This window comes from Marinagarivorans cellulosilyticus (genome assembly GCF_021655555.1).
In the GTDB taxonomy this organism is placed as follows: Bacteria; Pseudomonadota; Gammaproteobacteria; order Pseudomonadales; family Cellvibrionaceae; genus Marinagarivorans; species Marinagarivorans cellulosilyticus.
In genome coordinates this window covers 562,381-587,334 of the sequence record NZ_AP023086.1, presented here as the reverse complement: position 1 = coordinate 587,334, position 24,954 = coordinate 562,381, and the positions used below count along the sequence as shown (strand labels likewise).

Below are 24,954 nucleotides of genomic sequence, written 5' to 3'. Positions count from 1 at the left end.
CTCCGGTGATTTAACCAAAAACATAGTCCAAAATAGTCTAGCCTTCACCATAGTAAGCCAGTTAGTTTTGGTGCTACTTTTGGTGCTACTTTTGGTGCTACCGCAATTAAATTACCCTCGGTGGCACACATGGCGCTTACAGATCTTCAATTAAAAAATACAAAACCCTCCGATAAAGATATTTGGCTTTCTGATGAAAAAGGCCTTAGGGCACTCATTAAAGCTACCAATGGGAAAATATATTTTCGCCTCAAATATAGGTTTAACAACAAACAAAAAACCCTAGCCCTTGGCGTTTACCCTGAAACATCGCTAAAACAAGCGCGTGACGCACGTGACCAAGCAAGGCAGCTCATTAAACAGGGCCTAGACCCATTAATGGAAAAGCAGGCGGCTAAGCAAGCGAGCCTTGATAAAGAAAAAACAACTTTAAGTGCTGTAGCAAAAGCGTGGTGGAAGCTTAAAAAGGGTAAATGGAAACCCAAGCATGCCGACCGAGTGTGGACCCGCCTGAACGACAACGCCCTTAAATCTTTAGGCAACCTGCCCATTGCCGATATTCGCCCCAAACAAGTCATCCAAACCACTAAAAACATTGAAGCTCGCGGCTCATTCGATGTCGCACGACGAGTGCTGCAAGACCTACGCAGAGTGTTCCGCCACGCAATGATTAACGACATTATCGACAACAACCCCATTGGCGACGTTACCGCCGAAGTGCTTAAAAGCAAAAAGTCGAAGCGTAGAGCATCCCTTCCCCATAACGAATTACCTCAGTTTTTGCGTTTACTCGACACCTACCATACGCTACTAATACATGCATCTCCCCCCCTAAAACAGACTGTATCCGAGAATTGCATCTATTCATGTACTTGCTCACTAGCGATAACACAAGCACAATAACAATCCGCGAGGCTTCTGAAAACAGGCAGTAACCATGGAGCTAGCGTAACTCACGAATACATTTAAATAAGGAAATGAAATGAGCACTCCCGAAAAAATCGAAATGAAAGGCGCTGGCTTTTGGGCTGCAGCCATAAAACGAATGCCTGCAAAGAAGTACCTCTTCGCGAAAGATGGCACGCTTAACTATGTAGTATTTGATGATTCGGTACAAATGGAACCCTTTGTTCGCACTCAGGAAGTGATGTTTGAAACAACGGCCGCTGCTGCATCAAAAGCTAACCGTTATTTGGCTACAATTAATGCGCAAGTTTACGATATAACAACTGCAGGTATGATGGATTATGCTATTGGTGACGATGCAGTTGCTCCTTCAAATATAGTCCCTGAAGGCATCGCGGTATTCGGCAAAAAAGTGATTGCAGGTAGAGCGGCTCCACTTAACTTTTACATAGCTAACACCAAGGCGCCCCTCTCAGGCTCTCGCCCTTATCGCTTTGGTTTTGGCGCTGCACCAACTAGCGTAGACTCAGCAATTGGGGGCGCTGGCCCGATTATTATTAATGGCCTGCCTTACGGCACCCAAAACCGCTACAAAGCCGGCGCAAAGCTCGGGAAAAAAGTGGGGCAACCAATACCCGCGAACGCTAAAAATCTAACACAACGCAGTAATGCTACATTTACCGCCTTCACAAAACATGATGCAGCTCCTCGTACAGGCATTACAGCTATTGCACATAACGCCAAAGAGAAAAAACTGATCATTATTGTACACCCGGACAATAGCGGCGATTTATCGTTGCGCACCCTAAGAACAAAATTACTGAGTATTGGCTGCGATAACGCTATATTTTTAGACGGTAGTAATTCCTCGATGCTGATGGTAGAAGGAACCTTTATCGCACGGCAAGCCTTAAGTAAAAATAAAACCAATATTGTAGGCATAGGGTTCAAATATTAATGGGCAAACAAACACGTTATCGCGCCATACTCTTCGCCGTTATGGCCCTAGTGCTAGCTCTACTCACTAGCGCCATGCAAATGCCTTTACTTACCAACCAAGGCAGTGGCTCTTTAGAAGTCATCGTCCAAGCGCCCTACTACACACAATGGTTGGCTTGCGGCTTACTGCTGCTCTGCCTGTTGGTTTGCTTTGTAATACCCACTAGCCGAAAAAAAATTAGCCCCACACTAAAAACTGGCCTTACGCTATTCGCTGTTGGAGTTTTTCTAATGGCAGGGCATAGTTTTCGCTATTCAGGCAAGCAGCATGCGCTAATGGATAGCTGGCTTTTAATTCCCCTACAAACCCACCCGGTCAATCCAGTCACCTATATTGAAAATGGGCGCGTGGAGAGTGGGATATTTTTTACTTCGCTTTACATTAATGAAGAGCGGGTGATGCAAGTGTTTAATGGCTTCCCACCATGGCAGCTGAACACAGAAAAAATGGTTGAAGTGCTCGTCAACCTTGGTGCAGCGGTAGAGTAAAAATTGATTGCCCTACCGTAATATTAGGTTCGCCAGCACACTGTGGCGAATCTAGCCCCACCAACACCACCACAATAATGACACCCAAAATCACCATTTTTCACCCAAAAAACTAGACGACAACCATCTTTCTCGATTGCGTATCCACACCCTTAAACATCGCTATACATGCCACCCCGAGTTATTCCTTAATCGATTATTTATCGCCTTGCGGCTTGTGCATTCCCTCCTATTCTTAATTCTCCGATTCATGGCAACGATTATTTTTTTGCTAAAGATCAATCAAAGCTTGCTGTGAATTCTTTTAATTACACATAGGGAGTGTTATTAATATTATGCCTTTTCAACGTTTAAATTTTACAAAATCAACGCTATCGCGCATCGCGTTTGCCGCTTTTTCGCTGACGCTATCTGTTGCTTCGTCAGCTGCCTTACTGGCAACCGAGCGTGTAAACATTTCCAATACCGGTGCACAAGCTAATAGCTCTAGCTATAAGGCTAGTATTTCGGCAAACGGAAACCATATTGCCTTTTTTTCCAATGCCTCGAACTTAGTAGCCGATGATTTTAATGCTTTCGGCGATATTTTTGTACGCGACCTTACAACAGGGGTTACCGAGCGCGTGAATGTTGATAGCGCCGGCAATGAGGCTATGGGGCATAGTGAATTTGGCGATATATCAGCGGATGGGCGCTATGTTGTATTTTCTTCCCATGCTGACAATTTAGTTCCGGGCGATACCAACGGCTGGGATGATGTATTTATTCGCGACCGCGAGCTCGGTACAACAGAGCGTCTTAGCGTAAGTACTAGCGGTGCACAAACTAACTGGTGGAGCCAAGAACCGAGTATATCCGGCGATGGGCGCTATGTTGTATTTACCTCTCACGATTCCCAGCTTTCTCCAAACGATACAAATAATACCCACGACGTTTTTCTACGAGACCGCCAAGCAGGCACCACTACACTCATCAGCGTATCGACTACCGGCACTCTAGCCAATGGTGGGAGTTACATGCCGACAATCTCGGATAACGGAACACACATTACCTATGTCTCCAGCGCCTCCAATCTCGTCGCCAACGACACTAATGGCTGGGAAGATATTTTTGTTTACGAAATTGCCACCGGTACAACCACCCGTGTTAGCCTAGATATAGCTGGCGCACAAATACAAGGCAATAGCCGCGATCCCAATATTTCAGCCAATGGGCGTTACGTGGTTTTTTTATCGAATAATTCCGAATTTGACCCTTTCATTTTTGACGAATCGGAAATTTTATTACATGACACCCAAACCAGCACAACCGAAAAAATCACTATAAGCCACGACGGTTCTGCCACTAGCGGCATGAATTCTCGCCCGTCTATTTCTGCCGATGGCCGATATGTTAGTTTTTCCTCTAATATCAGCAACCTAATTAGTGACGACACTAATTTCTTTGAAGACATCTTCGTCTTTGACCGCAATACAAGCACCACTGAACGCATCAGCCTAGACATTAACGGTAATGAAATTAACGATGGCAGCTACGGGCCGACTATATCAAGCAACGCGCTTTACGTCGTCTACGAATCAAATTCGCCTAACATTGTCGCTAACGACACTAACGGATTTTCAGATATTTTTGTTGCCCGGTTAGATAACATCGAAGCCGGTGGTCAACGTATTAAGTTGTCGCCATCACACGCCACGGTAGATCCAATTGCCGACCCACAATTTAGCGTTGATATCCAAGTATCGGCATCAGACCTTTATGGTTTAGAGGTGAATTGCTTTGCCGACTCCACCCTCGCCACATTGGATGGCGCAAGCTATGGTGATTTATTCGATCCAAACTCTCGGCTGGAAATCCCCATGTTAATTAACAATCCCGCATTGGGTGATTGGCGCGGTAGTTTAAGTTTAATGAACCCAGCGTTACCCATTAATGGCTCAGGAGTATTTGCTACGCTTGATTATTCTGCCTTAGAAGTAAACAGCACAACGCTGGATATTACTTGTGTTTCTAGCGCTGCCGACATTAATGGCCAAGCCATTATTTTAGATATGGAAAATGCCAGCATTAGTATTGATGATGGTATTCACACCCCTAATGGCGCAACCATTACCGGGAAAATAGCCTTACCCAATGGCGCCGACCCAAGCGGCGTAGAAGTTAGCATTAAACTGGGCGAGCGCACAGTATCGACCCTTGCCGATGCCAATGGTGATTTCACCTTTACCGATTTAAAAAATGGAGTTTGGGTGGTGAGCTATAAACACCCACAATATGTTAATAGCTGCAGCATTACCCAAACCCAAAATGGCGACACAACAGTAATGGATGACGAAACAATGATTGCCGGTGATATTAACGGCGATGGTGTTATTGATATTGCCGACTTCACTGTAATTTCTGCTACTTATGGCTCTAATTCAAGTGATACTGAATATGCAGTGGCAGCAGACCTTAATGGCGATAATGTTATTAATATTTTTGACTTAACCATTCTGGGTAGCCACTTTGGTATTAATAGCTGCGATCCATCCGCTATTGTTCCGCAAATTGATCCTTCGGTAACATTCACCACAACCAGCCCCTCGCCAGAAGGCACAACTTCACTAAACGCTACTGCCGACGAGCTAACCTGGCAACGCGATGCGGCCTTCCCTGGAGCATCCACAACGGCCTTTGCTTATGCTAAACCGGCTGATGTTGATCAGTTTGCTATTGGCCTTCAATTAAGCGGTATGCAAACCTCTTATATGTTGGTACTGCGAAACCCCGACAACGGTAATTCAATACACGTTTATTACGACGCCGAAACGCCCACGCCTAATCTTTTTATAGACAGCTTTATTGATGGCCTCCCTCAGCACGATAGTTTTCTGGTACCGCTGTTAATGGATCAGCTAGAAATTGGTTATGACCACGGTAACCTAACCGTTAACCTCGGCTCTTTATCGCATACGGCCATGCCTCTACCAGCCGGCTTAGGGGATAGCCCCAGTAACTGGGAAATAGAAGTCACACTCATGCATAGCTCCCTTACACCCACCTCTGGCACATCGAGCGTAAAACTTATTACCGATGCCTTTAATGGCCTTGCACTACCAACTTCGCCTTGGTAATAAAAAACCACAGTTAAACTAGGAACCGTTTAATGGGCTGGCCCGCCAGCCCTATTCCCTACTTGGAGTAAACCATGAAAAGACCCTTACAATGTGCAGCCTTACTTTTACTATCGCTAGCGGCCGCTTTTGCCCAAGCAAAACCAACAGCAACCATTAGCTTTTCAGACAATCGCGTCGCACCTGGCGAAACAATCACCGCCACAATACAGCTTAAGAATATGCCTAAAGTTTATGGCGTTCAGCTAAGTGGTCAATACAATACAGATTATTTAAAACTTCAAGCCAGCGAAAAGCCAGCAGGCTTAACACTGCAAGCTTTTTTGACAAAACCGCAAGCCTTTACCATTAAAAACAGTGTGAATGAAAAATCGGGTAGCTTTGAATTAATTCACGCACTGCTTCACCCAGAAAAAGAAGTGAGTGGCAACGGCACATTAGCCACCATCCACTTTATTGCCCAGGGCGAAGGCCAAGTAGGACTAACATTAGATACACTAAAATTTGGCACTAAGGATGGGCAGGTTATTGAGCCTGCAATTGTGAACAACGCGCAGGTTTCTATTACAGCAGTAAGCGCACTCAATATACAAGTTATGCTCACAATTGCAGCACTGGCCATTTTATTGATTGGCGTTTTTATCGCTGCATGGCTTACGGCCAAAAAAGCATCGAGGAAAACACCGGCTATCGCAACAATAGAAACGTGAAAAAGTACCTAGCTCGCTAAAACTGTAATAGTTTTAGCGAGCAGTATTTATCGGTAAAACGGGTGTTCGTCAAAAGGCTTATCTTCGTCGCAATAAAAAGACATATGAAAGTCGCAACCATTATTTGCATTAATGCGAATGCGCACAGCTTTAAAAGCTAAATCGCCAGTGTAATAGCCTTCTAAATCTACCGTGATTGCGCTGTCTTGCAACTCGTTAAGGGCATGCCATTGCGACTCAGGTAATTCGCTACCGTCGACTAAAACATCACCCATATAAAAATTGCGATTAGCCTCTATAAGAGTAACTGGGCCGCGAATAAAATCCGGCATTGCTTGATCAAAATCCAGCCGGCTAGTTCGGGTGACCTGCCACTGTCCGTCCACTTGCACCGCATAAACTTCAACATCTTCACCAGTATGTATATGTTCGATATCAAAGTAGCGCTCCATCCTGCGGGAATTATCTTTAAATTGCGTATGTGACGTTGTATGAAAAACAATATCGCGAATGCGAAAGGTCCCCGTTCGCAGGTCGATGTCACTCACAACCCCTTGAAAACGATTCGTATTGAAAAGTTTTATAACAATGCGCTCGGCCACTAAAACGTTATTTTGCACTTTGCCAAAAATAACCACCTTAGCGCCATTTTGTAAATCGCTTGCGATGCCATTTTCGAAACTCGCATTACTCACATCAACAGCGGTATCGCGTACCCAGAAGGTATTACCACCAGCAAACTGCTGCACAACACCTTCTAATGCCGTGTAACGCCCTTCTTGCAAACGTTGAGACTTTAAAACAACTTGGCTGGCTTTTAATGTTTGGCTTGCCGTGTTGTATTGGCCAGTAACGGCCACACGCACCCCAGCCGCAAGGTTAGCCTGCGCGCCTGCAACAAAAATAGCGCTACTGGCATCCACGCTCAGGTCGGGTAACTCAAAGCTTAGTGCATCTGGGGAAACGGCCGAAATATAGCCCTCCACCACACGCGGCTGCTCGGCGCTAAAAACATGTTGCTGCAAGTAGGTGGCGGTAATATGACCACTTTCAGCCACATAACCACTCACACTAAGGCCTAAGCCCGGCTGCAGCTTCTCAAAGTCGGTGCCGGTAAATTCGGCGTCTTCAGCAACATAAACCGTTTGCCCCAAAAGCTTTAATACTCTGCGCCCGGCGGCAATATCAACTACGGTATCGACTGTGCCTAATAACACGCGCTCGGCGCGAATAGTATGCGCAACGCCTTCGCTGCCGTTGCGATTAATTTCGCCAATAACTTCTACCACCATGCCTACCGCAAGCGCGCCTTCCTCTGCCCGCTCGCCGTCGATTTCTACACTGGCAGAATCTGTTGTGAAGTGCACGCCATTAACATACACACTGCCAAAACCGGTAATTGAGCCATAAGCAACGGCCACTTCTACTTTGTTGCCAGTGCCTTCAATACCGCTGAAATGATCCTCCTTATCGGACTCACAACCACTAAGGCACAGCGCACTTAAGCACAGTAAAGACATTAATATTTTCATTGCGGGGGAGAGCCTCCGGAGTCATCTGGGCTGGGTTCTTCGATGTAATACACCCCCAAGCCTGTGCGGAAGGTTTGTGCATCTGTCGCAGGTGAACCTTCATCTTGTTCGTACTCGCTTAGCCAAGCGTTAACTTTTAATAGCAGTGCTTCGCCCTCTTCACGGCAGCGCCGGCGCACCGTTTCGAGGTTTTCTGGTGATACGTTGTTGTAAGAAACCGTGCGCTGTAAGCGCGGCACTGGCGCTTCGCGGCCAATATTGTGGTCCATCGTGATCAGTAAATCGGCAGCGGCCGTGCCGAATATTCGCAAGTTTTCGCGCACATCGGTTATTGGCACATAGGCATTCGCCAACAGCGTAACTTCATCGCCATCGCGCTTAATGGCCGCTATGCGCAGTAACTCATCAATAAGCGCCCTAACCGGCACATCGCTGGAATAATCTTTGGCCAGCGATGTGAAACTATCGGGCTGTACAGGCTGATCTTCGACGAATAACGGCTTGGGCTTACCCGCTTCATTCTGAAAACGCGCATCGTTAAGCCAAGCTGTAATCACCCGCGCTGCGGGGTTGGGCGAATCGGCTCCGGCCGCCGAAAGCGGGTGTGCCCGCGCCTTAAGCTTGGCAATGTCTTTGCGGTTAACACCGGTAAGCACTGCGGTTCTGGCGTTGCTGGGCTTGCGCCCGGGCAGTGCAAAATCTTCCTCGGCAACATCCACAAAAACATGCCGCGCAACGTCTGCAAATGTTTTGTAAGACACACCGTGGCGCATTAGCAAACGCACCATAGGTCTTAAAACTTTGTAGATCGCACGCAAAAGTGCTTGATGTGGAGTATTGGCCATAACTGAATGATACCGATGGTATAAAAATCGAAACGTGATGCTTACCGCAAACGCGACCATTATGGGACAAATGCGTCAAATATGGAATTTTTGTGACTCACTTAACGTCGACACAACTATTTTTGGGATTATAGTGTCAAATATTCACGGGGAGCACGGCGCTAAACACCAGCTGCTGTGCACAATTAAAAACAGCTTTCGCCGTGGATATACCCTTCCCATCTAATTAGGAGTTACACATGTTTTTAAAAAAAGCGCTTGCGGCAAGCATTTTGACCACGCCCATACTCATCCTTAGCGGTTGTGGCGGCGGTACCGATGCATCGGCCAGTAACGAAAATAAAACGGCCGCATTAACCGTAGCCCTCACCGACGGCCCCGTCGACAGCGCAGTTGCCGTTGTTGTGGAAATCACCGGCCTTGCCATTAAACCTGCCGAAGGTGATGTGATTGAAGTTACATTTGATAGCCCCAGAAGTATTAATTTACTTGAGCTACAAGGCAGCGCAGCTACCGATTTAATTAACGAACTTGCGCTAGAGCCCGGCGAGTACGATTGGGTACGCGTAAATATTAATGCTGTTGAAGATGGCGTAATGGACTCTTACATAGAGTTTGAAGACGGCACATCTGTAGAGCTAGACATGCCAGGCGACGCCCAAGGCGGGCTTAAAATTGCACGTCATTTCACGTTAATTGAAGGCGAAGAAGGCGTATTTACTATCGACTTCGATCTGCGCAAGTCGCTTTTCCACCGCAAAGATCGCCCATCAACGGAGCGCTCAACCACTATGCTACGCCCTTCTTTGCGCATGGTGCCCAACCATCGCGCCGGCCACTTACGGGGTGACTTAGACGCGATGTTAGTTGCAGACTTATGTGCCGAATCGGCCACCAGCTTGGGTGCCGTTTATGTATTTGGCGGCGCTGATGCAACCCTTGCCGACGTTAATGGTAGCGAAACAGATCCCGTAGCAAGCGCCCTCGTTAAAATTAACGACGAAGGCGAATACCACTACCACATTGGCTTTTTAGAAGCTGGCGACTACAGCGTTGCCTACACCTGTGATGCTGCATCAGATAACCCCGATGAAGTTAACGAGCTTACCTTCGCAACCTTAGACCCCATTAGCATCGAAGCCCGCGAAGAACGAAAATCACACTTCAATATGGATGCGCCAAGGCGCGAGTGGAACAGCCGTATTTGCGATATAGCTGAAGAAACACCCGAAATGCCAGCAGCCCCTAGCGAAGAAGACGCAAGCACAGAAGCCCCGGCAAGCGACGACACCACAGCCAATAAAAGCCGGTTGTCCTATCAACACCTTATGAACTGGTGTGCCAGCGAAGATCATCAATGGATTCCTCGCCCCGGAAAATACACTGATGAAATACCTGCCGAAATAACTGATCGCGAATACCCTGAAATCGACAAAGAATACCCAGCCCACGAAGAAGGTGAAGCGCCCTATTGGCCAACACGCCCTATCGATGGCGAATGGGATAAAGAGCGCCCAGGAACAGACGATGCCAAGCGCGACGAAAGCGAAGAAGAAGCCGAGCAAGACGAAGATACCACCGAAACAACCGAGGCTTAATTACCCTACCCTTTAGGTTTTCATTGAAAACCTTTGCCCCCGTTAAGGCGACTTAATGGGGGATTTTTTTGCCCAGTACATTCGCGCACAGCGCCCCATACCGCCCCACATCAAAAGCCCGCTACCCCAGCTCCAATATTGGCGACGATAGAAGGTATACTTGCGCTTTTTCGACTAGAGCGCCTGCCATGAAATGCTTCATTATCCAAATTGATCCATCGCGCGATACCCGCTACAGCATAGAAGCGTTTACCAAACTGGTACGCGAACAAGGCAAATTCCCCGAAGTAGAAGCCGACTACGACAATAATACGCTCACCAACTTAAACTTTTTTACCGAGCAACCCGGCCCGTTTTGGCAGGAAATGCAAAGTGAAATACTGCAACACCCCGACTGCGCCAGCTGGATAAAACGTGTTGCCATAGTAGCGTGCGAAGGCGAGCACGGCTGGAACGATGCCCTATTACTAGCCCATTACGACAGTAGCGAAACGCTAGATTCACTCGATACCGCGCCCGAATAAATATCTAGGGGCGAGACAATAATCGTTTGTCCAATTAGTCGAAGGGGCCTGTTTTCTCAGCAAGGCGCTCGAAGAGGCGCATGCCGGGGCCTGTAACGCTTTGAGCAACGCAGCTGAGGATGCAGGAAACAAGTATTATTGGATAAAGTATTTTTTCCTCGGCCCTTACCCCATAAAAAAAGCCATGCGGTAAATAACCGGCATGGCTTTTTTAGTTACGCAAATACTTTGCCCCTACTCGTAAGCATCCTTAACCAAGGTTCCATTTAAGGTAATGGACGATGTAGCGTCAGAAATTGACAGCGGGCCCAATGTCGTATTATTGAAAACAACCGTAATAACATCACCTACCTGCTCAAATGTAATACCGGTACAATCTGGGCGACTAGAAGCAATTAAGTCATCATTACTATCGCAATTATAACTGTAGCGTTTGTCATCGGTTTCTAAAGCTAAAGAGATTTTAGGTTTGTCTACCGAGGTTTCGGACAGACCTTGACCGTTAAAGCTGAAATAGCTGTAACCTTCAATATCGTCGTAATCAAGATATCTAAAGCCCGAAAAGAAATCGTCGGGGTCGCTATCTACAAACGTTATCGCAATATTGGGTGCTCCTAGCGATAACGTATCGGGAAGTAAATTATTGGTAACATCAGTGCCGGCTAAGCTTATTACCATTGCGTCATTAACATCACAAATTGGGGTAAGGTCCGAAGCGGTTAGATCAGACTCGCCATAAGTGTATGCACCTTCCGGCGCCGTAAAAACGAGATCTTCGCCAACAAACGAAAAGGTGCCGACTCTGGTAGTTCCATTCAAGCGGAATTGCCCATCGCCAAGATCCTCGATTGTTCCCTCTTCAGAGGTATAGCAATTCATTCCAACGGTATTAAAGTCACCGCGAAAATCATATTCGCCATATACCCCGTCCGCCTGAAATACGATGTATTTTTCGTCTTCGCCAGAGCTTGCATCCCAGACGCCCACAATGTCTGCCAAGGTCACATTTGAGCTTCCGGTGCCAACGCCGGGGTCAACACTCACTACCGCCGGTGCTGCAGGGTCCTCATCCTTTGCGGCCCACACAATTGTGCCATCTAACGTTAAAAGACCTGTAGCTTCACCCTCCCCGTCTAATGCTGGCTCGAGCGAAACGTTATTCAAACTTAAAGAACGATTGGCAGTATCAAATATAATCCCCGAGCAAGATTCAGGGGCACACGAAAGGCTGTAAAGGTAAGACACTCCGGCAAAATTTATACGCGCAGACAATCCAAGATCAGTAGCAATAAAAACAAAAGCATCCTGCACCTCGCTGATGAAGATTGTTGAGTCTAAATCTTCATTCTCGAGCTCCCCCATGCCTAGGCGTACAAAATTAAGAGCTGTGCCAGTGCTAGTCGCGGCTAAATAATGCTGTGAGCCAGCAAAATCTTCACGATAAGCATAGAAATTCACATCTAAATTGCTAGAAAATATATTGGTATCGACACCACTCGCAGTAATATTTGCTTGTACACCTGTAGAAGCACCGTCGCTATCAATGCTGTTACTATTGTTAGCGTCGCCTGCGCCACTACCACAAGCTGTAAGAATCGTTACGATGGATGCAAGCAAGAATATATAAATTGATTGATATACCATATGACTCCCCAAAATAAATAAGATAGGTAATTGTTCAGCTTAATTATCTTTAGCTTCGGCCGCTAGAGCTGCCCCCTGCTTACTTTGCTGGGTCTTCTCCGCTTTAGTGAGGTAAAAAGAGATGCTAAGACCCGCCATATCCGTTGAAATGTAAGGTTCTCACGCCACTACACTTAAACGAATATATGAGCCTTAACATCTCCAGCAAAATTTTGAGCCTTCCTGGTCAGCGTGTCAAACAAGTTCAGCATGACTTGGCCCTGCAAAGATTGACTATACACTGCAAGCGAGACCGTCGTTATAGAGCGATTGACCCGTCAAGTAATGAGGCGGCCAACATCAACCGATACTTGCGCAGAACGATCCGTGATGTCCCTTTGTGTGGCTTCGAGTGCTATTTGGAAGTTGAGCTCGCTCAAGTTGTGACGACTTGCGGTAGGCGTCTAATGGAGGCTTGCGAATTTGTCGATACAGGCAATCGCTATACTCAAAGATTTTGCCAGTTGGTGAGCGGATTGTGTCGCCATATGAGTATCAGCACGGTCAGTCGGCACCTAAAGCTACGATGGGAAACGGTGAAAAATATGGATAAATTTCACCTAGAGAAAACGTTGCCTGCACTTAATCCTGAAAAATTAATTGACTTAAAATATCTTGGGGTCGATGAAGTCGCTAGAGCCAAAGGCCATGATTATATGACGGTGATTTATGACATGGAATCCGGTCATTTAATTGGCGTTGAGACAGGCCGTAAAGCCGAGGTGTTGACAGCGTTTCTAAAGCGCTTACCAGCACAAACCGCTGAAAACATAGAGGCGGTAGCCATGGATATGGGGCCAGCCTATCAAAAATCGGTACGCGAATGCTTGCCTAATGCTGACATTGTTTTCGATCGGTTTCATGTGATGCAAAACTACAGTAAAGCCATGAGCAATCAGCGTAGGATCGAGTTCAGAAAGGCGGATCGCGCAGGCAAAGAGCAGCTTAAAGGTACCCACTACCTGTTGTTAAAAAATGCCGACAAGTTAAATGATAAACAAGCCAATAAACTCCAGACATTGCTCGAAAATAATTCCAATATCAATACACTTTATATACTCAAAGAGCAGCTCCAAGCTTTGTGGAATGCAGGGAATTATGACGCCATGATGAATGCATTGGAGCAGTGGTGCGACATCGCGGAACAGACGAATATGCTCTATCTCAAGAAATTTGCAAAGTCACTAAGGAAGCATAGCGTAGGCATTTGTAACTACGGAAAACACGGGCTGACTAGCGCCAGAATTGAAGCCGGCAATGTCAGCATTGGCATGATTCGCAAGCGAGCAAGAGGCATCAAGGATACCGAGTACTTCAAGCTAAAAATAAGGCAATCATCGATGCCTGACGAGCAATCCATGTTCTATGGAAGCCACTAGATCACCTCACTAAAGCGGAGAAGAGCCACTTTGCTATGAATAACTAAAGCAAAATCAACGACTTCTGTTTAAGGGTAGATAAAATTGATTGCGCGCAGATAATTTAACCGTGTAATAGCATAATTTTGACTCGCCACTTTAACGCCACCCATAAAACCCACAAAGGGACACTAAACTACCTTGTAACAAGATTATCAATATTACGCTGAAGCATAATACCGCACTAGCCCAGCAATTCACCAGACGCTTGGCCACACAATTATCCAGGTTAGGTGCCAGTGTAAGGGTGGTATTCAATGCCGGCATCACAAGCAAATACAAAAAAGGCCATGCAAGCTATACCTGCATGGCCTTTTTATACCGACAAAATAAAAATCAATGCTCCGAAGCAGCATCCGCACCTATACCAGTTTGCGAACGTACCAGCTGCTCTTCAAATGCTTCTCGCTCGGCTTGTGCCGATGGCGATTTATCGGTAACAGATACAAGCCAAATGGTAATAAACGCAGCTAATACCGAAAATAGCGCGGGGTATTTATACGGGAAAATCGGGCTGGTAAAACCAAACACATCAACCCATACGGTTGGCCCAAGTACAACCAGAATTAATGCGGTTAACAACCCTGTTGCCCCCCCAATTACCGCACCACGCGTGGTTAGGTTCTTCCAGTACATCGATAAAATTAGCACAGGGAAGTTAGCACTAGCGGCAACACAAAATGCTAAGCCCACCATAAACGCGACATTCTGCTTTTCAAAGACAATGCCCAACATTACCGCAATAATACCCAAGCACACAGTAGCAATTTGAGAAACGCGCACTTCTTTTTTCTCGTTGCGCTTACCTTTAAGAACAAGCGTCGCGTAAAGATCGTGCGATATAGCACTGGAGCCAGCCAAGGTTAAGCCTGAAACCACCGCTAAAATCGTGGCAAAGGCAACGGCTGAAATAAAGCCCATTAACGGGTCACCACCTAAGGCATGGGACAAATGAATGGCTGGCATATTCTTACCACCATTAAGTACACCATCCACAAAGTAGGTGTCGTTACCGGTTAACAAAACAATAGCGCCAAAACCAATAATGAAGGTAAGAATATAAAAATAGCCAATAAAGCCCGTAGCATAAAACACTGAACGTCGCGCCTGCACGGCATCTTTAACGGTAAAAAATCGCATAAGCACATGGGGCAAGCCGGCAGTACCAAACATTAATGCAATCCCTAGCGATAATGCCGAAATAGGGTCTTTTAATAAAGTACCCGGCGCCATAATATCGGAGCCTTTTTCATGAACATCAACAGCGGTGGCAAACATTGTTTCAAAACTAAAGCCTACCTGCACCATAACAAGCACAGCCATTAAGGTCGCGCCGCCTAACAGTAATACAGCTTTAATCAATTGCACCCACGTTGTTGCCAACATGCCACCCGCAGTAACATAAAAGGTCATTAACACGCCAATCACCAATACTGCCGATTCGTAGGGCAAATCGAACAATAATTCGATAAGCTTACCAGCGCCAACCATCTGCGCAATTAAATATAAAACAACGGTCAATAGCGAACCGCTAGCCGCCAAAATACGTACCGGCTTTTGCTGTAAGCGAAACGATGCCACATCGGCAAATGTATATTTACCCAAGTTTCGCAAAGGCTCAGCAATAAGCAGTAGCACCACAGGCCACCCCACCAAAAAGCCCACCGCATAAATTAAACCATCAAAGCCCGATGCATAAACTAAGCCTGCAATACCTAAGAACGATGCCGCAGACATATAGTCCCCAGCAATTGCTAAGCCGTTTTGAAACCCCGATATGCCGCCACCTGCAGCATAAAAATCATTCGCCGATTTAGTGCGCCTTGCCGCCCATACCGTTATACCCACGGTAAGCAATACAAAAGCGAAAAACATTAACAGTGCTTGGTCAGTTAAAACATCCATAATCAACTCGCCAGTAGTGGGCTCGCCTTGCGCAAAAGCAGAAGACGATAAGAACAAAAGTGTGAGTAGCAGAAGCCTCATAGCTCGCCCTTCGCTTTTTGCGTAATGGCTTTAACTAATGGTTCAATCTTACGGTTTGCATAGCTAACGTATACTCCCGTCACAGCAAAGCACAACAAAATTAAGCCGAAGCCTGCTGCAATACCAAAAGAGGTAACGCCGCCAATAAAAGACACACCTAAAGCCTTAGGAAAAAAGCCAATGGTTAAAATTAAAAAGAAATACGCCGATATAACAATGCCGGCCAAAGGCAGGATTATTTTTCGCCTGGCGGCTCTTAGCGCCTTATATTCAGGCATCGCTTGAATTTGCTGGGATGTAAGCATAATCATCCTATTGGTGAGTGCGTAAACAGAGTGGGACATACAACTAACCCATAACAAGGCTTGAGCTATGACCTAATAAAATAAGGGGGGAAAATAGCAAATTCACCGTCAAATTGACAGCACAGGTACGGCAATTTGTAGCTACCGGCGCATCGCTGTAGCATATGGCGCTAAATCAATTACTTTGGCGCCACGACTAAGCGAATCGGTTCACACCTGCGACAAAATAAGCCATCAAAATAAGGCAAGCTGTTGCGCAAAAAAAGTATCAGCGGGAGCTTACTGAATTATCTTGTTACCGGCTTTTCTCGGCGTTTGATATCTGACCAAACCCAATTTAACGAACGATCTTGCCCTTTACGGTAATCGTCGATTGTTAGCGGGACGGGCACATCAGGGAATACTGCAAGCGCAGTCGTTCTTTGAAAATGGTACAAACGTTTAGAGTAGGTCACCACCAAGCCTGAATTCGGCAAGGTAAACTGCCCCATATCCTGATACCCAGATGGCTTAGCGCCAGTGGCTTGCCCAACCAGCTTTGCATTTAGCAACTGCTGGAATTGCGCCGCATTGCTCATTGCCGCCGAAAATGTTTCGTTATCAATTAACGTGTAAACGCCATGCTTCCAATCAATGGAGTCTGCCAGCACTAGGCGATGCGCGAGTTTTAAGCCCACAAAAAAGTCGCCGCCGTAATTACCACGTAAATCTATAACTAAGTTTTTAGTTTTTTGTTTATTAATGTATTCAAGTAACTCGTCGGCAAAATCTTCCATATCGCCATAGCTTGGGTAGCGGTGAAACTTTACATACGCTGTGCGGCCTTTATCTGGTGAGCCAAACCAAAGGTTATCATTTTCTTTTTCTATCACTTTTATCGGCTGAAGCATATTCATCGTTAAACGATGCGAAAACCGAGGAGACTTAACAGCCACACTTTGCACATAAACTTTTTTGTTTTCGGTTTGAAACCCAAGCGTTAACTCCGAGCCACCAGCAATAACCCCCAACCCCATTAATACTTGTGCGTTCAATAAGTATTGCCCTGTGCGTACAGCATTTGAATAAACGTTTTCACTAAAAGGCACCAACGCCGAAACCGCTTTTATTACGGCTGCAACGTCTTCACCATTAATAGACAATAACTCGCTACCGAGCAGGCTTTTGTGTTCAGCAGTGGTTGCCGTAATGTACGCGCGATTTTGTAAAATTTTAACTTCAAATGGGAAGTTCTGTGTTTCTTGCTGCCATAAAGGCACAGATGTATGACCATCGCCAACGCGTTGCGTCAGCCGCATTAACTCGACCCAAAGTTGCTCTTGCGTAAGTACCAGCAACGAAGAACTGAGTTTGCCTAAGTAGGCATCCATTTCAGCTTTGGGCAACTGATGAAACAAATCAATATGCTTTTGCGCTAAAACAGTACGATAAACTTGTAAATCTTCCTGCCACCGTTTCGCCTTTTGGGGGCTAAGCGCTAAAGCCGAAACAGCAGAAAAGCTCAATGCGAGTGCTACAGCCCAAGGTAAGAATGCTTTTATGAATGGAAGCGCTTGGTTTTTATTATTAATCTTCAAAACCATCTCCATCGATGGGCGGCTGCGTTGGACTTTGTGATCGAGTGAGCAAACCAATATGGTACGAAGCAAAACCCGGTAATACAAATTGGTCCAGCGCCATCCCAAGAATAATGCCCGAATACGGCGAACGAATAGTCGTGCGCTCGCTGGTGACAGGGTTGGTCACCGTACCCAGTATTTCGCCCTTGGTTACTTTAGCCCCTAACTTTACCTGGCTAAACAAAATACCCGATGTTTGCGTACGCACCCAAGATGACTGATAAAAAGCCGGCTCGGGCTCCCGCCAAAATACCGAATGATCAATCATGTCGCGTTTTTTGAGTAATGTGCGCAAGGCTTCCACCCCTTCGCGCACAACATGCTTTTGCAAACGCAAAGGCTCGCCGGCCTCCACAGTAACAGCCGGAATTCCAGCAGCAACTGTTGCCGCGCGAAGTGAATTGGGGTTGCCTTGCGTATTTAAGGCAACAATTTTGCCAAAGTCGTTGGTAAGGGCTGCAACCTTTGGGTGGCTTAAATCGGCCCGCAGCTGCGTGACATTAGTCCGGTGAAAAGACCCCGTGTGCAAATCGATTAGCGCATCACAATGCCTAACGATGTCATTAAAAAAGGCATAGGCAAAACGCGATGCCAAACTACCGTAGGGCGTACCCGGGAAATAACGGTTTAAATCACGGCGATCCGGCAAGTAACGTGAGCTGCGACCAAACGCCATTAAGTTAACAATAGGAACCCCAATAACAGTGCCCCGCAATGCCTCGGGGTTCAAACCATACATCACTTGGCGCACCATCTCGATACCGTTTAACTCATCGCCGTGTATAGCCGCTGTTAAACAAAGGGTGTCGCCGGCTTGCTCACCATTAACCACCAAAACAGGTGTATTCACATCTAAGCCGCTAAAAGATTGCGATGGCACCCATGTCATGCGCGTAGCGGTGCCTGGCGGAACGCTGTAGCCCAACAGTACTTTTACCCGCCCTTGCGACTTCAGCTTTGGCAAAAGAGGCGATGTATTTGCCTGCTCTGGCAACAAAGGGTTATTGACTGGCGAATATGGCAGCAACGTCACTAAATCGTTGAGTGTGGATGGCATAGGATGATTGTGCGGCGCAAGCGGCAAGGAGGCCGCCGGTAACCAGTTTTCTGGCTCTAACGGCGTGAACTCTTCTTCCGCATAAAGCGGCCGGCCAACGCTAAACAAGGCGACTAAAATAGCAGCAATAAAAAACAGCAAGGTGTTGCGCATATCAACCTATAGAGCAAGCAAAACAAAACATCAGTATAGAGCACTGCCAAGCAGCGGAATACAAAGCAAGCCGCTAGCCACCCAAAAATTACAATAACATGCGCCACTGAATGCCCTCATGCCACAAAAACGTAATACCCAAAGCGTACAACAACAACACAACTCTGCATAAAATCGAGGCACATATGGCGTATTACATGGCATGGTGGAACCTAGAAAATCTATTTGATACAGAGCACAGTCCCGAACGGCCAAGGTGGCTACAAGACAAGTTGGCCAGTGAGTTACAAGGTTGGAGCGAAGCCGTGCTAGCCAAAAAGATCCGGCAACTTGCCCACGTTATTAGCGCAATGAATGACCAACAGGGGCCTGATATTCTAGGAGTGTGCGAAGTTGAATCTAAGAGTGTGGTGAATAAGCTTATCAATCAACTTAACCTCCCGCAGCGCAACTATGCTGTAGTACACGCAAATACACAGGACCAACGCGGCATTGATGTCGCCATTATTTACGATAAAAAACGCATTACGGTAGAGCGCGATACGGTTTTTAATCACGTAGTACTCAAGCGCAATGCCACCCGCGATATTCTGCAAGCAACATTCAAAACCCTACGGGGCAATGAATTTGTCGTAATGGCCAACCACTGGCCTTCGCGACGTGGCGGCAAGGAAAGTAGCGCGCCCTACCGGATGATGGCCGGTGAGACATTAGCCTATTGGCATCAGCGTACATTAGCCGTAAAAGGTGAAATTCCCATTTTTGTCATGGGTGACTTTAACGACGAACCCTTTGATATCTCTCTTGAAAATTACGCCCTTAGCACACGCACACTTAAACAAGTCACATCCACACGCGTGACCAACCCTTATTTATTCAATTTAATGTGGCCACTCTTAGGCCATAGCACAGCAACCCACAGCTTCAATAAAAGCTGGGGAATGCTAGATCAAATCTTAGTTAATCGTGCAGCATTAAAGCGTGAAGGTATTTACTGCTTACCTCAAGATATCACTATCTTTCATACAGAAGGGATGATCAAAAATAACGCGCCGGTGCGTTTTTCTCGACCGGCATCTAGAGGAGGGGTGAATGAAGAAGGATTCTCTGATCACTTACCGATTGCCGTAACACTACAAGAAAGCCTCTAACTTTTTACAGGGCAACAAAACTGCACTGTATTCATTTAGATTTAGCCCATCGAGTAATATCGCTAATCGACATTACTCAATGGGCTTGCAGAGTTTAATTCATTTCCTCAATAGCAGGCTCGACCGCATCGCCTACCGGTATCGCGCTTAGCAACTCAAGAAATTGCGAGGTTGCACTAAATTGATAGATGCCATCACTTGCAGTGGCAATTAAAACGCCATCGTTATAAATCAAATCAAAGCAATTAATATCAGAGTAAGACACCGTTTCAGATACCGCTAGAGGATCATCCACATTTAAAAGGGTCAAACCAAAAGCTTCTTCACATACAGCAAGGTGAGTATCTGTTTTAGCCAAACCGTAAGGGTTAGTCATGGTAAAAGTATTGATTAATTCAGGCAATTCCGGGTCAGACATATCCACAATTTCTAAACGATTGGGGCCTGCTAAACGGCAGCGATCACTAAAGCCGCTACGCAACGTAACATAGCCAATATCATCATCCACAATAATCGGATCACACGCCCGCATATGCTCATAAGTAGACGCTTTAACGGGGTTGACTGGATCTTCAAGGTTAAATATATCAACACCATTTTCACCGCCAATATATAAATAATCGTTGCTAATATACAAAGTTTCTGGTGCATCCAACGATATTGCCTGCTCGAGTACTGGCGGAACTGCCTCCAAATCAATTATTTTTAGCAAGTTATTATCCAGAACATAAGCAACATTACCATAAGGTAACATTGTTGCCGTGGAACCAGCATTGGACTGCCCGGCAGAGCCGTTAGGCGATTCACTGGCACCAGTACAGGCACCTAAAAATAAGGCTGTACACAAAGGAATAAAAGGCCTCAACGCTTTTAACTTTTTCATTGCTCCATCTCCTCGTCACAGCCTTCTTTTGGTTCAGTATAAAACTCAACTCCAACCACAACCGACTCTCTCGAATCGATATGATACTTATGCCTAGGGTACCAACCATGATGAAATAAATTGGCCGAGAAAATATCCTTACTTCGACCAACTTCTCGCACATTATTTAAATCGCTAATATCGATTTGGACCAAATCGATATAGGAGGTTGCATGAATAATGTCATCACGTACAAAAAAATCGATATTGCCCGGAACCTTTAACAAACCTAACGGCTGTGGTAATTCTGGCTGAATATTATCGTAAATATGAATGCCGATATTGGGCTCGTTAACAAGTAGGTAATCGTTGTAAACAACAATCTTTCCATTTTCTTTAATGGTTTCACTTTGCGTAAAAGCCACTTGCGAACGCAGCTCTTCTTTAGATATTACAATTGGTTTTTCCATCGGCCTAGGGCAGTGCGCCCTAGGGTCAATATCCACCGGTGGTGAACAGCCAGCCGCCAAGGCAGCACACAAAACACTGCCGCCAATAAGCTTAAGCTGCTGAATGACTGTATTATTCAATATTATCGCCATACGCCCTATTCCCATACTGAGTTAAACATAGAGCATTATGCGCAAGTGACTATAGAGGGTATATACGTATTTTTACGTATTTCAGCAATGAGGTGCAGACTAAACCCTCTCGAATCAAAACCCGAAACGCATCATTCAACTTGCTAAAAGAAAGAATCAGCGAAAGAATGACGCTAAATTTACGAAGACAAAAACGCAGGCGATAAATCAACAATTGGCACCTGCGAAACAAGTGCCAGACCGGGTCGAGCATCAGAATCCTGCATCCACCCCAAAGTGAAACACACGCCCCCAATTAATTACACCTTTGTATTGGGTGACGATTCAATCGAAAAACTCGTAGGTATTAATCACACCTAGCCTTTACCCCAGAATGCTCGCCCTAACACAATCTATACAGGATTCAAACTTAAACGCGCCAAACTAATGTACCCAGATAAGAAATGCTCTATGCACAAGTCAAAATAACGCATAAACAACTCGTATTGGTGGTGCGGAACACCCTCTTTATGCTGCATTAAATTTTGCTGCCATTCCATTATCGTGTATGCATATTCGTCGCCGCGCAATTCCAACTGCTCAATATCATAATACCCATTTACGGCCTGCTCGATATACGCCACAGTTGGAGTCAGCGCGTTAGGGAATATATGCTTTGCGATAAAATATTGAAACCGCATAGCTCGCATACGCGCCTCGCCCTTCAAACGGTTGGCAGGTTGAGCCGCAACAATCGTTTGCAATGCAAACTTACCCGCCACACAACGTCTTGCACCATTGAAAAATTGGCCATAGCGCTCGATGTGATTATTTTGCTTATAATGTTTTGGCGATGCAAAATGTTCAAATGCCCCCACAGAAATTGCCGCGTCATAACGTGGTGTTGGTTGCGCCGCAATATGCTCAAAAACGTCCACTTCATCTAAAGTAATTCGCCGCCCTAAACTACCGCGCATAACATTTTCACGAATATACGAAGCTTGTTCATAGCTGATGGTAATGCCAGTAATCCGCTTTAATGCTGGAAAATCCTCCGCCAACCACTTAAGATTTGTCCCCCAGCCACAACCAAAATCCACCACGGATTCTGTATGGGCATCAATACCGGCAAACTTCACCATTTTTTGATACTTTTGGTACTGAGCTAAACTCAAAGACCCACATTGCCGCCAATCGGCACACGAATAAGTCATTGATTCACCAAGTATTTTTTCAAAAAAATCACGTTCATTCAGATCGTAATGTTTTTCAATATCCATTTGTTCAGCCATCTATCAAAATCTCCTTGATTAATCGACGATGTAAATTGTTTACATAACGGTTGGAAAACCCTAAGTTGAAAGTTAGAAAATCGCAGCTCATAGAAAACTCTGGAAAGCGACGCTCTTCTGTTTTAATAAAATAAACCTTACCAGACAAACCACTGCGTTTATGATTCACATACAATTTGTACCCAGGCAACGAGAACATGCGCTTGCGAAATGGCCTGATGAGCGGACAAAATATAGGGTCCGATAAAGACATGCCTTGATAAGAAAACTCGCCATGCATAAACGGTACAGAAGCCGTCGCCATTGCGACTTCAGCCAGCGTCATATCCGGAAACGTTTTTGCCGAGAGTTCTATGACTTCACCTTTGTTAGAACAATAGGCATGAAAACAGTAGGAATAAGACAAAGCCGACAAGGGTGTTTGAACAAAATCACGGCCAAACAACATTTCAACCGTATCTCTTATACGTTCATTATCAAATAGCGTACGCGGATTTTTTCGCTTGCGAACAAAATGCTTAACTACATTGGTCATGGACGCCTGATGAATATTGCGCACTTCTTGATCGTAGTTTTCAAAATTATCTCGGTTAAGTGCACCTTCGCGGTGCGCCAAACAAGACATCAAAGAAAATACACTACCAGAAATTACATGTACACTTTGTAACTGTTCAATATAATCTAATGATAGGGCTGATATTGTAGATATATGCGCAGCGCCATTTGGACCAGTCCCTCCTAGTACAAGGGACGATTGATGAGGCTCTGCTTGGGACTTGAAGCAGTGAACATGAGAATTTAACTCATGCATTGACTCATCCTTGATCATGCGAACCACCTTTAAAGAAACACTTTATCTTTTTATTAAATTATCACTATTTAAAATCATGCGCAATAGCAAAAGAGGAAACTCGGCAACAGTAAAAAGCTAAGAAAAAATTCGGTGCCTTACTTCTTGATATTGCACAGTTCGGGCGAAGACTGCCTGTATTTTGCGTACCCAAACTACAATGAAAAACATCGCACGTTTCGAACGACGATAGCACTACCACTAAAAATTAACGCTTCCTAAACAATAATGTCACACGATTAGATTCGCCAATCGCCGTATTGGCGGTTTTTTGCGAATCGTCAGTATTGAGCGATGGCGGCAAGCGCCAAACTACATCGCCATCTTTAGGCTTATCCTTCGGATTTTTATTGATGTCAGATTCTGCTACAAGCTCAAAACCCGCTTTATCCATAGCTTCAATCAGAAAAGAACGTTTTAGGTAACCGCGATCCCCCTTTACCCATTCATCGGGAACGCTTTCATCCATGGCGTGCTGAACAATACCAACAATACCGTGGGGCTTGAGTACCCGATGCGTTTCGGCTAGCGCTTGGGTTAAATAGCCGCCGTTATCTTCAAAACGCGCAAGGTTATGTAGCGCCCGAATAAATAACACTGCATCGGCTTTGCCCTCTAGCTCCGCCGGCATGGAATTGAGCGTGTAAGCACTGGGTATTGCACCAACACTGGACCAACGTTTAGCATCAGCTACCCACTCACTGGGCCAATTTTTTCGGTTGGCCATAAACTCAGGCGTAGCAAAGCCACCAAAGTTTGGCCACATATCCATACTGTAATCCACACCAATTAAGCGGCCCTTTTCACCAAGGTAAGGCAGCAAAATTTTGGAATACCAACCACCGCCAGGAAGTGCCTCAACTACAGTACTGCCAGGCTTAATGCCAAAAAAGCTTAAGGTTTCTACCGGGTGGCGGTACGGGTAACGGGCCTTATGCTCACTCGATACGCCTTGCGCAGCCGCGACTAAACGCGCTTCATCTTTAGCGCTTAACTCCGGCGCCTTGTTGCCCCCCGCCATAGAGCTACACCCTTGCAGCACCACGCTACCTGCCACCACTAAGCTACCCAATATCCAACTGCGTTTCATATCTACTTCCGTTATTAAGTTTCCGCCTAAACCGCGGGCAATCAAAAGCCTAAATTATCTATACCCCAGCCAGACTATACACCCTAACGTTGCATTAACTTTTGGCCCAGGATCGCTTCGCTGCTTCTATAGCAGCATTTCTAACGTCGTACTCAATTTTTCTGGATCTCACCTAGAGTGACTAGTAT

At 45.8% G+C, this 24,954-nt stretch carries 21 protein-coding genes; 9 read left to right on the top strand and 12 right to left on the bottom strand.

Going from position 1 to position 24,954, the window contains the following annotated elements; genetic code table 11:
• Positions 1-129 precede the first annotated feature (129 nt).
• The 5 genes from MARGE09_RS02245 to MARGE09_RS02225 all read left to right on the top strand — a co-directional run bounded on the left by MARGE09_RS02245 (position 130) and on the right by MARGE09_RS02225 (position 6,220).
• On the top strand, positions 130-903 hold the full coding sequence (locus tag MARGE09_RS02245) for a tyrosine-type recombinase/integrase (protein WP_236985740.1): 774 nt from the start codon (positions 130-132) through the stop codon (positions 901-903).
• A 79-nt stretch (positions 904-982) separates the two neighbouring features.
• On the top strand, positions 983-1,864 hold the full coding sequence (locus tag MARGE09_RS02240) for a phosphodiester glycosidase family protein (RefSeq protein WP_236985739.1): 882 nt from the start codon (positions 983-985) through the stop codon (positions 1,862-1,864).
• Complete coding sequence (locus tag MARGE09_RS02235; RefSeq protein WP_236985738.1) at positions 1,864-2,394, top strand: hypothetical protein; 531 nt, start codon at positions 1,864-1,866, stop codon at positions 2,392-2,394. The genes MARGE09_RS02240 and MARGE09_RS02235 overlap by 1 nt, the downstream gene beginning before the upstream one ends.
• Positions 2,395-2,729: 335 nt before the next feature.
• Positions 2,730-5,510: a dockerin type I domain-containing protein gene (locus MARGE09_RS02230; RefSeq protein ID WP_236985737.1), complete on the top strand. Its 2,781-nt coding sequence runs from the start codon at positions 2,730-2,732 to the stop codon at positions 5,508-5,510.
• 74 nt (positions 5,511-5,584) lie between these two features.
• Positions 5,585-6,220 (top strand): cohesin domain-containing protein, encoded by a 636-nt coding sequence (locus MARGE09_RS02225; protein WP_236985736.1) that lies wholly within the window; start codon positions 5,585-5,587, stop codon positions 6,218-6,220.
• Between the two features lie 47 nt (positions 6,221-6,267).
• Here the strand turns inward: MARGE09_RS02225 and MARGE09_RS02220 are convergent, their stop codons facing one another.
• Positions 6,268-7,752, bottom strand: coding sequence for a DUF5666 domain-containing protein (locus MARGE09_RS02220; protein WP_236985735.1), 1,485 nt, complete (start codon positions 7,750-7,752; stop codon positions 6,268-6,270).
• Positions 7,749-8,597: a DUF6502 family protein gene (locus MARGE09_RS02215; protein WP_236985734.1), complete on the bottom strand. Its 849-nt coding sequence runs from the start codon at positions 8,595-8,597 to the stop codon at positions 7,749-7,751. Before MARGE09_RS02215 ends, MARGE09_RS02220 begins: the two co-directional genes overlap by 4 nt.
• Before the next feature lie 239 nt (positions 8,598-8,836).
• Here MARGE09_RS02215 and MARGE09_RS02210 point away from each other — a divergent pair, with 239 nt between their 5' ends.
• The gene (locus tag MARGE09_RS02210) at positions 8,837-10,195 is read left to right on the top strand and encodes a DUF4382 domain-containing protein (RefSeq protein WP_236985733.1); all 1,359 of its coding nucleotides are present in this window, start codon (positions 8,837-8,839) and stop codon (positions 10,193-10,195) included.
• Between the two features lie 188 nt (positions 10,196-10,383).
• Positions 10,384-10,719 carry a hypothetical protein gene (locus MARGE09_RS02205; RefSeq protein ID WP_236985732.1) on the top strand — a complete coding sequence of 112 codons (336 nt, stop codon included), beginning with the start codon at positions 10,384-10,386 and terminating at the stop codon, positions 10,717-10,719.
• 234 nt (positions 10,720-10,953) lie between these two features.
• Here the strand turns inward: MARGE09_RS02205 and MARGE09_RS02200 are convergent, their stop codons facing one another.
• Positions 10,954-12,363, bottom strand: a complete 1,410-nt coding sequence (locus MARGE09_RS02200; protein WP_236985731.1) for a hypothetical protein — start codon at positions 12,361-12,363, stop codon at positions 10,954-10,956.
• A gap of 185 nt (positions 12,364-12,548) precedes the next feature.
• Here MARGE09_RS02200 and MARGE09_RS02195 point away from each other — a divergent pair, with 185 nt between their 5' ends.
• The gene (locus MARGE09_RS02195; RefSeq protein WP_236981837.1) at positions 12,549-13,781 is read left to right on the top strand and encodes an ISL3 family transposase; all 1,233 of its coding nucleotides are present in this window, start codon (positions 12,549-12,551) and stop codon (positions 13,779-13,781) included.
• Positions 13,782-14,156: 375 nt separating this feature from the next.
• Here the strand turns inward: MARGE09_RS02195 and MARGE09_RS02190 are convergent, their stop codons facing one another.
• The 4 genes from MARGE09_RS02190 to MARGE09_RS02175 all read right to left on the bottom strand — a co-directional run bounded on the left by MARGE09_RS02190 (position 14,157) and on the right by MARGE09_RS02175 (position 18,940).
• The gene (locus MARGE09_RS02190) at positions 14,157-15,806 is read right to left on the bottom strand and encodes a cation acetate symporter (protein ID WP_236985730.1); all 1,650 of its coding nucleotides are present in this window, start codon (positions 15,804-15,806) and stop codon (positions 14,157-14,159) included.
• On the bottom strand, positions 15,803-16,150 hold the full coding sequence (locus MARGE09_RS02185) for a DUF485 domain-containing protein (protein WP_236985729.1): 348 nt from the start codon (positions 16,148-16,150) through the stop codon (positions 15,803-15,805). The genes MARGE09_RS02190 and MARGE09_RS02185 overlap by 4 nt, the downstream gene beginning before the upstream one ends.
• Positions 16,151-16,398: 248 nt before the next feature.
• Complete coding sequence (locus MARGE09_RS02180; RefSeq protein WP_236985728.1) at positions 16,399-17,688, bottom strand: S41 family peptidase; 1,290 nt, start codon at positions 17,686-17,688, stop codon at positions 16,399-16,401.
• Positions 17,678-18,940, bottom strand: a complete 1,263-nt coding sequence (locus MARGE09_RS02175) for a succinylglutamate desuccinylase/aspartoacylase family protein (protein WP_236985727.1) — start codon at positions 18,938-18,940, stop codon at positions 17,678-17,680. The genes MARGE09_RS02180 and MARGE09_RS02175 overlap by 11 nt, the downstream gene beginning before the upstream one ends.
• Positions 18,941-19,125: 185 nt before the next feature.
• On the opposite strand from MARGE09_RS02175, the gene MARGE09_RS02170 reads away from it, so the two are divergent.
• Positions 19,126-20,091, top strand: coding sequence for an endonuclease/exonuclease/phosphatase family protein (locus MARGE09_RS02170; protein ID WP_236985726.1), 966 nt, complete (start codon positions 19,126-19,128; stop codon positions 20,089-20,091).
• Between the two features lie 94 nt (positions 20,092-20,185).
• On the opposite strand, the gene MARGE09_RS02165 is transcribed toward MARGE09_RS02170, so the two are convergent.
• The 5 genes from MARGE09_RS02165 to MARGE09_RS02145 form a co-directional block, all read right to left on the bottom strand.
• Positions 20,186-20,974: an LVIVD repeat-containing protein gene (locus MARGE09_RS02165; protein ID WP_236985725.1), complete on the bottom strand. Its 789-nt coding sequence runs from the start codon at positions 20,972-20,974 to the stop codon at positions 20,186-20,188.
• Complete coding sequence (locus tag MARGE09_RS02160) at positions 20,971-21,555, bottom strand: LVIVD repeat-containing protein (RefSeq protein ID WP_236985724.1); 585 nt, start codon at positions 21,553-21,555, stop codon at positions 20,971-20,973. Before MARGE09_RS02160 ends, MARGE09_RS02165 begins: the two co-directional genes overlap by 4 nt.
• Before the next feature lie 392 nt (positions 21,556-21,947).
• Positions 21,948-22,826, bottom strand: coding sequence for a class I SAM-dependent methyltransferase (locus MARGE09_RS02155; RefSeq protein ID WP_236985723.1), 879 nt, complete (start codon positions 22,824-22,826; stop codon positions 21,948-21,950).
• A complete protein-coding gene (locus MARGE09_RS02150) occupies positions 22,819-23,655 on the bottom strand; it encodes a patatin-like phospholipase family protein (protein WP_236985722.1) in 837 nt (278 codons plus the stop codon). Before MARGE09_RS02150 ends, MARGE09_RS02155 begins: the two co-directional genes overlap by 8 nt.
• 229 nt (positions 23,656-23,884) lie before the next feature.
• Entirely contained in the window at positions 23,885-24,766 is an 882-nt protein-coding gene (locus tag MARGE09_RS02145) for a class I SAM-dependent methyltransferase (RefSeq protein WP_236985721.1), read from the bottom strand.
• Between the last annotated feature and the right edge of the window lie 188 nt (positions 24,767-24,954).

What these genes read in the sequence shown, in the direction of transcription:
- MARGE09_RS02170 (WP_236985726.1), top strand. Translation starts at nt 19,126, where the DNA reads ATGGCGTATTACATGGCATGGTGGAACCTAGAAAATCTATTTGATACA.
- MARGE09_RS02190 (WP_236985730.1), bottom strand. Translation starts at nt 15,806, where the DNA reads ATGAGGCTTCTGCTACTCACACTTTTGTTCTTATCGTCTTCTGCTTTT.
- MARGE09_RS02165 (WP_236985725.1), bottom strand. Translation starts at nt 20,974, where the DNA reads ATGAAAAAGTTAAAAGCGTTGAGGCCTTTTATTCCTTTGTGTACAGCC.
- MARGE09_RS02150 (WP_236985722.1), bottom strand. Translation starts at nt 23,655, where the DNA reads ATGATCAAGGATGAGTCAATGCATGAGTTAAATTCTCATGTTCACTGC.
- MARGE09_RS02145 (WP_236985721.1), bottom strand. Translation starts at nt 24,766, where the DNA reads ATGAAACGCAGTTGGATATTGGGTAGCTTAGTGGTGGCAGGTAGCGTG.
- MARGE09_RS02160 (WP_236985724.1), bottom strand. Translation starts at nt 21,555, where the DNA reads ATGGCGATAATATTGAATAATACAGTCATTCAGCAGCTTAAGCTTATT.
- MARGE09_RS02235 (WP_236985738.1), top strand. Translation starts at nt 1,864, where the DNA reads ATGGGCAAACAAACACGTTATCGCGCCATACTCTTCGCCGTTATGGCC.
- MARGE09_RS02210 (WP_236985733.1), top strand. Translation starts at nt 8,837, where the DNA reads ATGTTTTTAAAAAAAGCGCTTGCGGCAAGCATTTTGACCACGCCCATA.
- MARGE09_RS02175 (WP_236985727.1), bottom strand. Translation starts at nt 18,940, where the DNA reads ATGCGCAACACCTTGCTGTTTTTTATTGCTGCTATTTTAGTCGCCTTG.
- MARGE09_RS02200 (WP_236985731.1), bottom strand. Translation starts at nt 12,363, where the DNA reads ATGGTATATCAATCAATTTATATATTCTTGCTTGCATCCATCGTAACG.
- MARGE09_RS02185 (WP_236985729.1), bottom strand. Translation starts at nt 16,150, where the DNA reads ATGTCCCACTCTGTTTACGCACTCACCAATAGGATGATTATGCTTACA.
- MARGE09_RS02205 (WP_236985732.1), top strand. Translation starts at nt 10,384, where the DNA reads ATGAAATGCTTCATTATCCAAATTGATCCATCGCGCGATACCCGCTAC.
- MARGE09_RS02195 (WP_236981837.1), top strand. Translation starts at nt 12,549, where the DNA reads ATGAGCCTTAACATCTCCAGCAAAATTTTGAGCCTTCCTGGTCAGCGT.
- MARGE09_RS02240 (WP_236985739.1), top strand. Translation starts at nt 983, where the DNA reads ATGAGCACTCCCGAAAAAATCGAAATGAAAGGCGCTGGCTTTTGGGCT.
- MARGE09_RS02220 (WP_236985735.1), bottom strand. Translation starts at nt 7,752, where the DNA reads ATGAAAATATTAATGTCTTTACTGTGCTTAAGTGCGCTGTGCCTTAGT.
- MARGE09_RS02215 (WP_236985734.1), bottom strand. Translation starts at nt 8,597, where the DNA reads ATGGCCAATACTCCACATCAAGCACTTTTGCGTGCGATCTACAAAGTT.
- MARGE09_RS02155 (WP_236985723.1), bottom strand. Translation starts at nt 22,826, where the DNA reads ATGGCTGAACAAATGGATATTGAAAAACATTACGATCTGAATGAACGT.
- MARGE09_RS02225 (WP_236985736.1), top strand. Translation starts at nt 5,585, where the DNA reads ATGAAAAGACCCTTACAATGTGCAGCCTTACTTTTACTATCGCTAGCG.
- MARGE09_RS02230 (WP_236985737.1), top strand. Translation starts at nt 2,730, where the DNA reads ATGCCTTTTCAACGTTTAAATTTTACAAAATCAACGCTATCGCGCATC.
- MARGE09_RS02245 (WP_236985740.1), top strand. Translation starts at nt 130, where the DNA reads ATGGCGCTTACAGATCTTCAATTAAAAAATACAAAACCCTCCGATAAA.